Origin of the sequence: Pseudomonas sp. 22072, from assembly GCF_052046095.1 — a bacterium.
Lineage (GTDB): Bacteria > Pseudomonadota > Gammaproteobacteria > Pseudomonadales > Pseudomonadaceae > Aquipseudomonas > Aquipseudomonas paracarnis.
Genome location: NZ_JBQEQE010000008.1, coordinates 103,088 through 115,246 on the forward strand (window position 1 = coordinate 103,088; position 12,159 = coordinate 115,246).

Below are 12,159 nucleotides of genomic sequence, written 5' to 3' on the forward strand. Positions count from 1 at the left end.
TTTATGAGAGAACACCCATGACCGCCGCCCAAACCCGCATCCTCGAACTGCGCGCTGAGCTGGATCAGCACAACTATCGCTACCACGTCCTCGACGAGCCGAGCATTCCGGACGCCGAATACGACCGCCTGTTCCACGAGCTCAAGGCCCTGGAGGCCGAGCACCCGGAACTGGTGACGCGTGACTCACCGACGCAGCGGGTCGGCAGTGCGGCATTGTCGGCGTTCACCCAGGTCAAGCACGAGATCCCGATGCTCAGCCTGGGCAACGCCTTCGATGAAACCACCATGCTGGAGTTTGATCGCCGGGTCACCGAGGGCCTTGATCTGCCGGTGGGCGATCTGTTTGGCGCTGGCGCGGCGGTGGAATACAGCTGCGAGCCGAAGCTGGATGGCCTGGCGGTCAGCCTGCTGTACCAGGATGGCGAGCTGGTGCGCGGTGCCACCCGGGGCGACGGCACCACCGGCGAGGACATCAGCGTCAATGTGCGCACCGTGCGCAATATCCCCCTGAAACTGCACGGCACGGGCTGGCCAGCCACCCTGGAAGTGCGCGGTGAAGTGTTCATGTCCAAGGCCGGTTTCGAGCGGTTGAACGCCTCGCAACTGGAAGTGGGCGGCAAGACCTTCGCCAACCCGCGCAACGCCGCGGCGGGCAGCCTGCGCCAACTGGATTCGAAGATCACCGCCAGTCGCCCGCTGGAATTCTGCTGCTATGGCATCGGCCAGGTGACCGCGGATATCAGCGACACCCATATCGGCAACCTCAAGCAGTTGCAGAAGTGGGGTATGCCGATCAGCCACGAATTGAAGCTGGCCAAGGGTATCCAGGAATGTCTGGACTACTACCGCGACATCGGCGAGCGCCGCAATGCGCTGGGCTATGAAATCGACGGCGTGGTGTTCAAGGTCAACAGCATTGCCTACCAGCGTGAACTAGGCTTCCGTGCCCGCGAGCCGCGCTGGGCGATCGCGCACAAATTCCCGGCCATGGAAGAACTCACTGAGCTGCTCGACGTGGAGTTCCAGGTCGGTCGTACCGGTGCGGTCACGCCGGTGGCGCGCCTCAAGCCGGTCAAGGTGGCCGGCGTGACCGTGTCCAATGCCACCCTGCATAACATGGACGAAGTGGCACGCTTGGGGCTGATGATTGGCGACACCGTGATCATCCGCCGCGCCGGTGATGTGATTCCGCAGGTGGTCTCGGTGGTCACCGAGCGCCGCCCGGAAAACGCCCGCGCCGTGCAGATCCCGCAGAATTGCCCGGTGTGCGGTTCCCATGTGGAGCGCACGCAACTGGTCAAGCGTAGCAAGGGCAAGGAAACCGTCAGCGAAGGCGCGGTGTACCGTTGCGTCGGGCGCCTGGCCTGCGGTGCGCAACTCAAGCAGGCAATCATTCATTTCGTCTCGCGCCGGGCCATGGACATCGACGGCCTGGGCGACAAGACCATCGAGCAACTGGTGGATGAACAGCTCATTGGTTCGCCGGCCGATCTCTACAAACTCAAATATGAACAGATCATCGACCTGGAAGGCTTTGCCGATATCTCCAGCAAGAAGCTGATCAGCGCCATCGAAAACAGCAAGACCCCGACCCTGGCACGCTTTATCTACGCCTTGGGCATTCCCGATGTGGGCGAGGAGACGGCCAAGGTCCTGGCGCGCTCGCTGGCGTCCCTGGAGCGCGTTCAAAAGGCGTTGCCAGAGGTGCTGACGTACTTGCCGGATGTAGGTCTGGAAGTGGCCCATGAGATCCATAGCTTCTTTGAAGACGGGCACAACCAGCAGGTGATTGGCGCGCTATTGTCACCGGACGAATGCGGTTTGCAATTGCAGGAGCAGGGCGAACTCAGCGCGGAATTCGCCGCCAGCACCACCTTGGGCGGTTTGCTCGACAAGCTGCACGTGCCGTCGGTGGGTCCAGGTGCTGCGCAGAAACTCGCGGACAAGTTCGGTTCGCTGGAAGGCGTCATCAAGGCTGACTGGCTCGATATGCGCCAGGCGCTGCCCGAGAAGCAAGCCAAGGCTGTGCGGGACTTTTTCGATAATGCCGACAACGCCAGCCATGCCTTGGCCATCGAGCAGCAGCTCAAGGACTTTGGTATGCATTGGCAGAGCGAGAAAAAGGTCGTTGAAGGCTTGCCCGAAGCCGGGCACACCTGGGTACTCACGGGCTCCTTGGAGCTGATGAGCCGCGATGTGGCCAAGGACAAGCTCGAAAGCCTGGGGGCCAAGGTGGCCGGTTCCGTTTCGGCGAAAACCCACTGTGTGGTGGCGGGACCGGGCGCTGGCTCGAAACTGGCCAAGGCCAATGAGCTGGGCCTGAAAGTACTGGACGAAGAGGCCTTCGTCGCCTTCCTGGCCAAGCACAACATCACCGTCTGATTGATCGTCCCCACGCTCCGCGTGGGAACGCATCCTGTGACGCTCCGCGTCACGGCCTTCGCGCAGACGCAGAGCGTCCAAGGCGGCATTCCCACGCGGAGCGTGGGAACGATCTCTCAACACTGTAGGAGCGAGCTTGCTCGCGAAGAACCGGAGGACGCCGCTGTGAACCAGGCAGCCCGCGTTATCGTTAACGATCTTCGCGAGCAAGCTCGCTCCTACAGGGAGCAGTTGAACGATCCCGAGCGAGAAATGATCTAGTCTCTGTCACCCAGGGAGAGATCGCCATGTTCCGCTACTTCGAGCAACTCAGCACGCGCATCGCCGCTCCGTTCATGGCCGAAACCTCGCGCAACAGCAAGGTGTGGCAATGCCGGTGTGGCCAGTCGCTGTTTTTTCGCAACAGCCAATGCCTGGCCTGCCAGGCGGCATTGGGTTACCAGCCGCAGCAAAGCCGCCTGTCGTCCTTGCAACCTGGGCCGGCGGTCGGTACTTGGCTGGCGGACGATAATCTCGATGCCGGCGCATTCCGGCGCTGTGCAAACCTCGATTCACCCGCCGCCTGCAACTGGCTGATTCCTGCCCACAGCACCGCGCCGTTGTGCGTGGCCTGTAGCCTGAACCGCACCATTCCTGATCTCTCGGTTCCGGAAAACCCCGAACGCTGGCGCAAGGTTGAAACCGCCAAGCGCCGCTTGGTGGCGCAACTGATCAGTCTAGGCCTGCAAGTGGTGCCCAAAAGCGTTGACGAAGAGGCTGGCCTGGCCTTCGACTTCATCGGTATCGACCTGGAAGGCAACGCGCCCACCACCGGCCACGCCAATGGGCTGATCACCCTGGACATCAAGGAAGCCGACGACGCCCACCGCGAAAAAGTCCGTGTACAGATGCGCGAGCCATACCGGACCTTGCTTGGCCATTTTCGCCATGAAGTCGGCCATTACTACTGGGATCGCCTGATCGCCAACAGTCACTGGCTCACACCTTTTCGCAACCTGTTCGGCGATGAACGTGCCAGTTATGCCGAGGCCCTCGACCGGCACTACCAGAACGGCCCGCGCCCGGACTGGCAACTCACCTGCGTGAGCGCCTACGCCACCATGCACCCCTGGGAAGACTGGGCCGAAACCTGGGCCCACTACTTGCACATGATGGACGCCGTGGACACGGCCCTGGGCTTTGGTATGAGCGCCCGCGAGATGGACCTGGATTACCAGCCATTCCCCCTGACCACGCTCTACGACCCGCAACACCCTGGAGGCCCGGCATTCCTTTCCTTCGTCAATGCCTGGATCGAACTGGCCGGCATGCTCAACGAACTGTCCCGCGCCATGGGCCAGCCGGATTTCTACCCCTTCGTGCTGCCGCCCGCGGTGATTGCCAAGCTGCACTTTATTCACCTGGTCATCCAGGAAGAAGGCGGCAGGGCTGATGGGGTTATGGCAAGTGCTTGAGCCTTCTCATTTTTTAATCCGGAACCAACGGTTGTAACTTCCGATGAGATGGGTACAATGGCGCGGCTTGCCGAGAGGCAGCGTCGTTATGGTGACCCCATCGGTCCCCCCGCAACGATTACCCGTGAACCTGGTCAGAGCCGGAAGGCAGCAGCCACAGCGGGAACATTGTGTGCCGGGGTGTGGCTGGTGGGGTTGCCTCCATAACGCTCCCTCCTGCAGTCCCTTCTAAAACTCAAGTTATTTTCAGCCAGTCATCTGTGATGCTTCCTGCACAGTGCATGACGGTCATTTCGCGTCTAGTGGCATACTCCCAAGCGTCTCTTCCCCAGGCTACGAGGCTCTATGCACTCGGAACATTTCGACTTATCCAGCCCCGTATTCTTGCCGATCACCGAGCACACCTGTGCGGGTTTGTTGGGCGGCGAGGGTTTCGATGCGCTTGTAGCCCTGAGTGAGCCCGAATTGGCGGCGGTGCTGGTGATCCAGAACCTGGCGCAGGTGCCGGAAAGCGAGCTGAGCGCCAATGGTGCTGAAAAAGTGTTGGCCAAACTGGTTGACTGGGCAGTCGATGCCAGCCATTCGGCCAGTGTGTCCCTGCTCTCTGAAGCGCAGCGGCTGTTCGATCAGAGGAAGCTGTACTTCGGCCTCAATGTGGTCAAAAGCCTGAAGCTGCGCTTTCTGCTGGAGGAGGAAGTACAGGCTCGGGACTATCTGTTGCCCAGTGGCAAATGGGACGTCGAGTATAAAGTCCGCCACCTCAAGGCCAATGATCCGTTCAGCCAGCAGGTAATCACGCCCAGGCATCGCGAGCGCTGGTTGAGCGCTGAGCAAGACAAGCTGCTCAGAACCTTCCGCGCCAACCTGAACGAAGACCTGCATGTTCAAGGCTATGCAGGCATTGGCAAGAGTCACCTGCTGGTGGCCTTGCTGGAGCACCTGCGCCCGGAAAAGACCTTACTGTTGGCACGCACCCCGGCAAAACTCGAAACCCTGCGTGCGCGCATGGTGGGAGCGCGGGAGCGTAAGGCCGGGCATACCTTCCAGGACTTCGCCCATGCTCTATTGCATGGCCCGAGGCCAAAGCCGCTGAATACGCCGGTGAGGGTGCCGACCAAGCAGGCGCTCGCTCAAGAACTGAATATCTTTGGTTTCCGCCGCCTGGAAGGGCAAGCGGTGGTGGAGGTGTGCCTCAAGGTGCTTGAGGCCTACTGCCGCTCCTGGGAGTACAGCTTGTCGGCCCAGCATTTGCCGCATTTCAAGCAACCGCTCGCCGGCGTCGATGCCAGGGCGCTGCTCGAATATGCCAGCCGGTTATGGGGCTACCTAGAGGCTAACCCGGCCTGGGGCCGGCATACCGGGTTTGAAGCCTTGTTGATGATCAAGCGCGCCAGCCTTGCAGGCTGCGTGGTGCCCGAGCGCTATACCCACGTGCTCATCGATGAGAGCCAGGACATCCCGGCGCCGCTGTTGCAAATCATCGAGCGCGGCCGCCAGGTGCTGATCACTTTGGGGGATGAGTATCAGCAGGCCAGTGGCGGCGTGGTCAAGCGTGCCCGTGAGGTTCGCCATACCGACGTGTGCTACTCCGTGCGTTCCGGGCGCAATGTCGAGCGCCTGGTCAACCCGTTGATCAGCTTGCACTCGGAAAAAAGCAAATCGCTTTTCGAGGGCGCCCGCGATGCCGATGTCGGCATTGAGTTTTATCCGCAGGGTTTCGTGCCCCCGCAAGGTTGCGTGGTGTTGACCGCTTCCCATTGGGACACCATGCAGTGGGCGATCCAGCTGAGCCACGCCCGCTGTGCGTTCGGCCTCGCGAGCAAAGAGGCCCAGCAGTCGCTCAAGCATTTCATGGACACGGTCATCGCGTTGTTCAAACCCGATTTCTATAGCAATGAGTTCAATGACCTCGGCCCCCATGCGTTTTTCAGCGACATGGCCGATTGGCAGCAGGTGCGCGAAGCCTGCCAGTTCGATGAGGCGTTTCTGTGGGTCGAGGCCGAGCTGGAAAAAGGCTTTAACGTGGCGGATGTCACGCGTTTGAACAGGTTGATTGGCCATCCGGACGAGCGCGTCCTGTTGATGCTGGCGCAGGATGCGGGCGGCATGGAGTTCGACCGGGTACTGCTCACCCCGGAATTGTTGACCAATGTGAAGTTCCAGGACGCTTACGCGTTCGATCAACGACTCTGTGCGGTGTATATCGCGATTTCACGGGCCAGGGTGCAGTTGTACCTGCCCTACGATGTGGTCGAGTGGCTCGACTACCACAAGTATCAAAAGGCCCGTGAATCCCACGGTTACTGACGGATTTAATCCGGCTGTTTCACAACTTTCATAACGTCCTCTGGACAATCCGCAGACCGCCTTGTTAGCTTGCGCCGGCCACTTGTTTCAGAATATGACAAGGGCGTGGATTTGATATTGAAGTGCTATCACTTCTTTCACTCACAAGGATGTCTGTCATGAAAAGCCTGCAAGGGTTGCCTCGTCTTATCAGCGCGTCGGTAGGGACGCCCGGCAAAGCCCGCAACTTGCCCGCCGATGTTCAGTGCATCCAGTATTTATTCAATTTGATCATTCCCAAGATGGGGTTTGCCTTGCTGGAAAACGGCAAGTGCGACGGCCAGTTGGTGCAATGCATCAGCCAGTATCAGTTTCGCCATCTCAAGTACGCCCATCCCGATGGCGTGATCGACCCCACCGGGCGGACGTTCAACAGTCTGATCGAAGAGGCGCTGAAGGTACCGGTGCGGGCTTTTCCCAATACGCGCATTCCGACGTTTCTCAACATTTTCGGCAATAACAACGTCGATGCGGTACAGGCCACGGTCAATGTGTACCTGGACCGCGTGCGTGCGGTGATCGAGGCCGAGCGGCGTAACCGGCAGTTGATGATGCAGTCCACCTGCGATGGCGGGACGACATTGAGCGACACGGATTTCCAGAACGCCGCCAAGCAATTGGGCAACGGCATTTCGGTGAATGTGGTCAAGGCGTTCGCCACGGTGGAGTCGGGCGGGAAGGTGGGGTTCGGGCCCGCCAAGTTGCCGATCATCGCTTTTGAAGGGCACCACTTTCGCAAGTACACCAAGCACATCTACGACCAGTCGCAGCCGTTGCTGTCGTATATCTACAAGAAAAAAGCCGGCCCGCAATGGCAGACGAACAATAAGGATCAGGTCAAGGCCTGGGAGACCATGGCCACTGCCTTTGCGCTGGACCAGGAAGCCGCCTTGATGTCGGCCTCCTGGGGCATGTTTCAAATCATGGGGTTCAATTTTGCTGCGTGCGGATTCAAGACGGTGTTTGAGTTCGTGGCGTCATTAAAGATCAATGCCGGTAACCAACTCAAAGCCTATCTCAGCCTTTGCAGCCACAACTCGGCATTATTGAGTGCCATGAAAAACAAGGATTTTACCGCCATGGCCCGAAACTATAACGGCGATGATTACGGCAACTATGACGTCCTGATGAAACAAGCCTACGAAGCCTTTGAAGGGAAGAAATAAGATGATTCGTTATCTGGCGATGGGAGTGTTGTCGTGGTGCGCCGTGGCGCCTGCGTTGGCCGGCTCGGCGGCGTTGCATTCAGGCAAATATGAAGGGCTGATGCTGGCGGTGACGCCGGGGCATCAGGTGGAGGGTTTCTATCAGGAGTCGATGGGCGAGGGTGTGGCCCGTGGTTGCACGTTCTACTTGCAAGGCAAACCCGAAGCGCTCACCACCTGGCTGGACGCTGCCTACCCAGGCAGTGTGGCAGCGGCGTCCGACGGGGTGACCCTGACCGTGGCGCAGGGCCGTCAACACCCCGGCTGCATCAATGTGCTGATGCCGGAAATCGCCACCGGCCTGGAGCTGAGCCAGACGGCCAGCAAACAATGGATAGGCTTGGTGACGGTGTCTGCCGACAAGGCTTACTTGCTGAAAACGCCGGGCGCCAAAGCGGCAAAGCGGCCCTACATCGTCAAGCATGACGTGGTGGGCGTACTGGCGTTCAAGGACGGTTGGGCGCAGGTGGAGTTCATCAACGCTGACGACCGTTCGTTCACGGGCTGGATCAGCCAGGGCCAGTACGCACGGTTGGCTGCGCCGAAGCCCTGAATTGTAGGAGCGAGCTTGCTCGCGAAAAACGTCAACGATAACGCGTGCCTCCTGAATAAACGCGGCGCTTGTGAGTTTTTCGCGAGCAAGCTCGCTCCTACTTGGTATCAGGGCGATTTTCGTCGCACATTTAGGACTGTGTCAGCCAAAGGTCTCGCGCAGTAGCCCGGCAAACGCATCTCGCGCCAGGTGCCGCTGGGTGTCCGTGTGCCAGAACAACAGGTTGTCTACGGGCGCCAGTGCTTCAAAGCGATACGATGCCAGCTGATTGGCCTGTTCATAGCGCGCCAGGATCCCCTCGGGCGCCAACGCCACGCCAATCCCCGCGCTCACGCATCCGATGATCGTGCCCCAACTGGCGTAGCTGGCGATTGCTGGCTTGATGTCATGGGGCTTGAGCCAGTTTTCCAGGGCGGCGCGATAAGGGCAGCCCGGCGGCCACACCAGCAGGGTTCGGCCGGCCAGGTCCTCGGCACTGTTGATAGGTGCGCTGCACGCGCTGGCGATCAGCACCAGGCGCTCGCTGTAGACCACGCTCTGTTCCAGCTTCGTGCGTTTGCCGCCGGCAGCCACCAGCGCCACATCCAGGCGGTGGTGCTGCAGGTCGTCCAGCAGTTGCGCCCAGGCACCGGTGACCAGTTCCAGGCTGACATCGGGATAACGCCGGTGGTATTCCGCCAGTAGCGGCGGCAAGCGCCCGCTGGCGCTGGATTCCACCGCACCGATGCGCAAGGTGCCACGGGGAATGGCGCTGGCATCCACGGCGCGTTTGGATTCATCCACCAAGGCCAGGATACGTTCGCAGTAATCCAGGAAGATCTCTCCCGCGGCGCTGATCGCCAGCCCTCGGCCAGCACGGATAAACAGCGGTGTGCCCAACTCGCTTTCCAGCTGCTTGATGCGCGTGGTGATATTGGACGGCACGCAGTGCAATTGCAGCGCAGCCTGGGCCACGCTGCCGGTTTGCGCCACGGCTCGCACCATTTTCAGTTGGGCCAGTTCCATTGCTCAGTTCCAATGATTTCAGAAGTCAGAAACGCTTAATTGTCCTATGCCTTGCCTGGGCCAAGACTGGCAGCATTCCTTTTGCGTGGATGCTGTCGATGAATACTCCGTCACCTCTGAAGCTTACGCTAGTCATTGCCAGCGTCATCCTCTGTTGGGCGTATTCCCCCATCGGCGTGCACATGGGGCTGCACAGTTACAGCCCCGGCCAATTGGCGCTGCTGCGGTTTTTGATCGCGTCGGTATTCATGGGCGGCGTGGCCTCGGTGGTGGGAATTGGACGGCCACCATTGCGCGACCTGCCGTGGTTGTTGGTGCTGGGCTTTTTCGGGGTGTTCCTGCACCACACCAGTCTCAATTACGGGCAGCAATGGGTGACGGCGGCTGCGTCGAGTGTGTTGGCACAGTCGGCGCCGTTGTTCAGTGTGTTGATTGCGTTTTTGTGCTTGAAGGAGCAGGTCAGCGCCTGGCGCTGGGGCTGCGTGCTGTTGGGGTTGGCCGGCGTAGTGGTGGTGATCTGGGGCGACCGGGGCATAGGCGATATCAACCCACGGGGTTTGCTGATCTTGTTGGCGGCCTGCTCATGGAGTGTGTACTTCGCCATTCAGCGACATTACGCCCATCGCTACAGCCCGTTGACGATGGCGTGCTACATGGTGTGGTCCGGCACCCTGATGCTGTGCGTGAACCTGCCGGGCCTGCCCGTCGCCATCGTGCAGGCACCGATGGTGGAGAATCTTGCCGTGCTGGTGCTGGGCATTTTTCCCAGTGCCTTGGCCTATCTGGCCTGGGGTTACGTGTTGAAGCACGTCGAGGTCAGTCGTGCGTCGGTGGCGATGTACCTGATTCCACCGGTTGCCATGCTGATGGCCGCCACGCTGCTTGGCGAACACGTCACCCTGCAGGTGATGCTGGGCGCGGTGATCGTGCTGGCAAGTGTCGCCGCTATCAGTCTGGAAGGGCATTGGCGCTCCAAGGTGCCAGCAAAACGCCCGCAGGTACCCTCCGGGAGGCCAATCGAACAAGCTTCGTCAGATTAGACGAGCGTGCCGGATGCAATTTCCCCCTTGCTCCGCTAGCATTACCGGCTTCTGCTTCCCAGTTGCGACGGTTTTCGATGAGTTATCAGGTTCTTGCACGTAAATGGCGCCCGCGCTCGTTCCGCGAAATGGTCGGCCAGACCCATGTGCTCAAGGCTCTGATCAATGCCTTGGACAGCCAACGGCTGCACCACGCCTACCTGTTCACCGGTACGCGTGGGGTGGGCAAGACCACGATTGCGCGCATCATCGCCAAGTGCCTGAATTGTGAAACCGGTATTACCTCGACGCCTTGTGGCTCCTGTTCGGTGTGCCGTGAGATCGACGAGGGGCGTTTCGTCGACCTGATCGAGATCGATGCCGCGAGCCGAACCAAGGTCGAAGACACCCGCGAGCTGCTGGACAACGTGCAGTACGCGCCGAGCCGTGGCCGCTTCAAGGTCTACCTGATCGACGAAGTGCACATGCTGTCCAGCCACTCCTTCAACGCCTTGTTGAAAACCCTGGAAGAGCCGCCGCCCTACGTCAAGTTCATCCTGGCCACCACCGACCCGCAGAAACTTCCGGCAACGATTTTGTCGCGGTGCCTGCAGTTCTCCCTGAAAAACATGACCCCCGAGCGTGTGGTCGAGCATTTGACCCATGTGCTGGGTGTCGAGAACGTACCGTTCGAAGATGACGCGCTGTGGTTGCTGGGCCGCGCCGCTGATGGTTCGATGCGCGATGCCATGAGCCTCACCGACCAGGCCATCGCGTTTGGTGAAGGCAAGGTCATGGCCGCCGACGTGCGCGCCATGCTCGGTACCCTGGACCACGGCCAGGTGTTCGACGTGCTCCACGCGCTGATCGAAGGAGACGCCAAGGCGTTGCTCGAAGCGGTGCGCCACCTGTCGGAGCAAGGCCCGGACTGGAATGGCGTGCTTTCGGAAATCCTCAACGTATTGCATCGCGTCGCCATCGCCCAGGCCCTGCCGGAAGGCGTGGACAACGGCCATGGCGACCGAGATCGCGTATTGGCCCTGGCCCAGGCCTTGCCGGCCGAAGACGTACAGTTCTACTACCAGATGGGCCTCATCGGTCGCCGCGACCTGCCCCTGGCACCCGACCCTCGGGGTGGCTTTGAAATGGTGCTGCTGCGCATGCTGGCATTCCGGCCGGCAGATTCGGCAGACGCACCGAGACAGCCGCTAAAGCCAGTGGGGATCAGCCAGGCCACAGTTGATTCCGCCAAACCAGTGGCTGGCGCGGCCGTTGTCGCGCCAGTAGTTACTGCGCCTGCGGTTGCTGTGCCTGAGCCGGTTGCGCCGGCACCTGAGCCCGAACCTGCGCCGGTTGCCGTCGCACCGGTGGTCGAGCCCGAGCCGGTCATCGAGCCCGAGCCCGTGGTCGACTTGCCTTGGAATGACCCGGTCGAAGCGCAAGTAGAGCCCGAGCAACAGCCCGCCGTGGAGCCCGTGCTGGAAACCACCGGCGAGCAACCCGAGCTGACGCCGATGCCTGCGCCGACTCCGGACAGCGTGGTGCCGGATGCCCCTGAGTGGGTATCGGCCCCCGTTCCTGAACCGACGGTCGCCCAGGTCGACGCGGCCACTCCCGGCATTGACCTGGACGACGAACCGCCGCTGGACGAAGACTACATCGAGCCGGACATGGATTCGGCCTACAGCTACCTGGACGATTTGGCCAGTGAGCACACCGCGGAACCTGCGCCCGAGCCCGAGGCAGAACCTGCCGCGGCCCCGGCTACCGGCCTGGCCCTGCAATGGCTGGAATTGTTTCCGAAATTGCCGATCTCCGGCATGACCGGCAGTATCGCCGCCAACTGCACCCTGATTTCCATCGAAGGCGACCACTGGCTGCTGCACCTGGACCCGGCCCATAGCGCCTTGTTCAACGCCACCCAGCAGCGTCGGCTCAACGATGCGCTCAACCAGTACCATGGGCGCACGCTGACCATCGCCATCGAGCTGATCAAGCCCGAGCAGGAAACCCCGGCCCAGGCAGCGACCCGTCGGCGCCTTAACCGCCAGCGCGAGGCCGAGGACTCGATCCACGCAGATCCGCTTATCCAACAAATGATGCAACAGTTCGGTGCGGTCGTCCGCCACGATACTATTGAACCTGTCGAAGCCCCGGTGCCCCAAGCGTCATGACACCGGGCTACTCATTGAT

General features: G+C 60.8%; 8 protein-coding genes, 1 other RNA gene and 1 pseudogene. 8 read left to right on the forward strand and 2 right to left on the reverse strand.

The features are described 5' to 3' along the window. Positions 1–17 precede the first annotated feature (17 nt). The gene (gene ligA / locus ACTJLA_RS10805; protein ID WP_034128382.1) at positions 18–2,384 is read left to right on the forward strand and encodes an NAD-dependent DNA ligase LigA; all 2,367 of its coding nucleotides are present in this window, start codon (positions 18–20) and stop codon (positions 2,382–2,384) included. 120 nt (positions 2,385–2,504) lie between these two features. Here the strand turns inward: ligA and ACTJLA_RS10810 are convergent. Continuing rightward, a pseudogene (locus ACTJLA_RS10810) lies at positions 2,505–2,594 on the reverse strand (outer membrane lipoprotein carrier protein LolA); the annotation flags it as partial. A 77-nt stretch (positions 2,595–2,671) separates the two neighbouring features. Between ACTJLA_RS10810 and ACTJLA_RS10815 the strand changes: the two are divergent. The 5 genes from ACTJLA_RS10815 (at position 2,672) to ACTJLA_RS10835 (ending at position 7,942) form a co-directional block, all read left to right on the forward strand. Further along, the gene (locus tag ACTJLA_RS10815; RefSeq protein WP_313042565.1) at positions 2,672–3,838 is read left to right on the forward strand and encodes a zinc-binding metallopeptidase family protein; all 1,167 of its coding nucleotides are present in this window, start codon (positions 2,672–2,674) and stop codon (positions 3,836–3,838) included. A 98-nt stretch (positions 3,839–3,936) separates the two neighbouring features. Continuing rightward, positions 3,937–4,033, forward strand: an RNA gene (ffs, locus tag ACTJLA_RS10820) — signal recognition particle sRNA small type. Between the two features lie 150 nt (positions 4,034–4,183). Further along, positions 4,184–6,145: a hypothetical protein gene (locus ACTJLA_RS10825; protein WP_314546943.1), complete on the forward strand. Its 1,962-nt coding sequence runs from the start codon at positions 4,184–4,186 to the stop codon at positions 6,143–6,145. Between the two features lie 158 nt (positions 6,146–6,303). Then, complete coding sequence (locus ACTJLA_RS10830) at positions 6,304–7,350, forward strand: N-acetylmuramidase family protein (protein WP_034128386.1); 1,047 nt, start codon at positions 6,304–6,306, stop codon at positions 7,348–7,350. A 1-nt stretch (position 7,351) separates the two neighbouring features. Beyond that, positions 7,352–7,942 carry a hypothetical protein gene (locus ACTJLA_RS10835; protein ID WP_034128387.1) on the forward strand — a complete coding sequence of 197 codons (591 nt, stop codon included), beginning with the start codon at positions 7,352–7,354 and terminating at the stop codon, positions 7,940–7,942. Positions 7,943–8,083: 141 nt separating this feature from the next. Here the strand turns inward: ACTJLA_RS10835 and ACTJLA_RS10840 are convergent, their stop codons facing one another. Then, positions 8,084–8,947 carry a LysR family transcriptional regulator gene (locus tag ACTJLA_RS10840; RefSeq protein WP_060772981.1) on the reverse strand — a complete coding sequence of 288 codons (864 nt, stop codon included), beginning with the start codon at positions 8,945–8,947 and terminating at the stop codon, positions 8,084–8,086. 98 nt (positions 8,948–9,045) lie between these two features. Between ACTJLA_RS10840 and ACTJLA_RS10845 the strand changes: the two genes are divergently transcribed. Next, on the forward strand, positions 9,046–9,987 hold the full coding sequence (locus ACTJLA_RS10845; RefSeq protein ID WP_181124892.1) for a DMT family transporter: 942 nt from the start codon (positions 9,046–9,048) through the stop codon (positions 9,985–9,987). Positions 9,988–10,064: 77 nt separating this feature from the next. Continuing rightward, a complete protein-coding gene (dnaX, locus tag ACTJLA_RS10850; RefSeq protein WP_034128390.1) occupies positions 10,065–12,140 on the forward strand; it encodes a DNA polymerase III subunit gamma/tau in 2,076 nt (691 codons plus the stop codon). Positions 12,141–12,159 lie beyond the last annotated feature (19 nt).

Bases quoted from the DNA above. Each gene is read 5' to 3' on its own strand.
- ligA (WP_034128382.1), top strand. From the start codon at position 18: ATGACCGCCGCCCAAACCCGCATCCTCGAACTGCGCGCTGAGCTGGAT.
- ACTJLA_RS10815 (WP_313042565.1), top strand. From the start codon at position 2,672: ATGTTCCGCTACTTCGAGCAACTCAGCACGCGCATCGCCGCTCCGTTC.
- ACTJLA_RS10825 (WP_314546943.1), top strand. From the start codon at position 4,184: ATGCACTCGGAACATTTCGACTTATCCAGCCCCGTATTCTTGCCGATC.
- ACTJLA_RS10830 (WP_034128386.1), top strand. From the start codon at position 6,304: ATGAAAAGCCTGCAAGGGTTGCCTCGTCTTATCAGCGCGTCGGTAGGG.
- ACTJLA_RS10835 (WP_034128387.1), top strand. From the start codon at position 7,352: ATGATTCGTTATCTGGCGATGGGAGTGTTGTCGTGGTGCGCCGTGGCG.
- ACTJLA_RS10840 (WP_060772981.1), bottom strand. From the start codon at position 8,947: ATGGAACTGGCCCAACTGAAAATGGTGCGAGCCGTGGCGCAAACCGGC.
- ACTJLA_RS10845 (WP_181124892.1), top strand. From the start codon at position 9,046: ATGAATACTCCGTCACCTCTGAAGCTTACGCTAGTCATTGCCAGCGTC.
- dnaX (WP_034128390.1), top strand. From the start codon at position 10,065: ATGAGTTATCAGGTTCTTGCACGTAAATGGCGCCCGCGCTCGTTCCGC.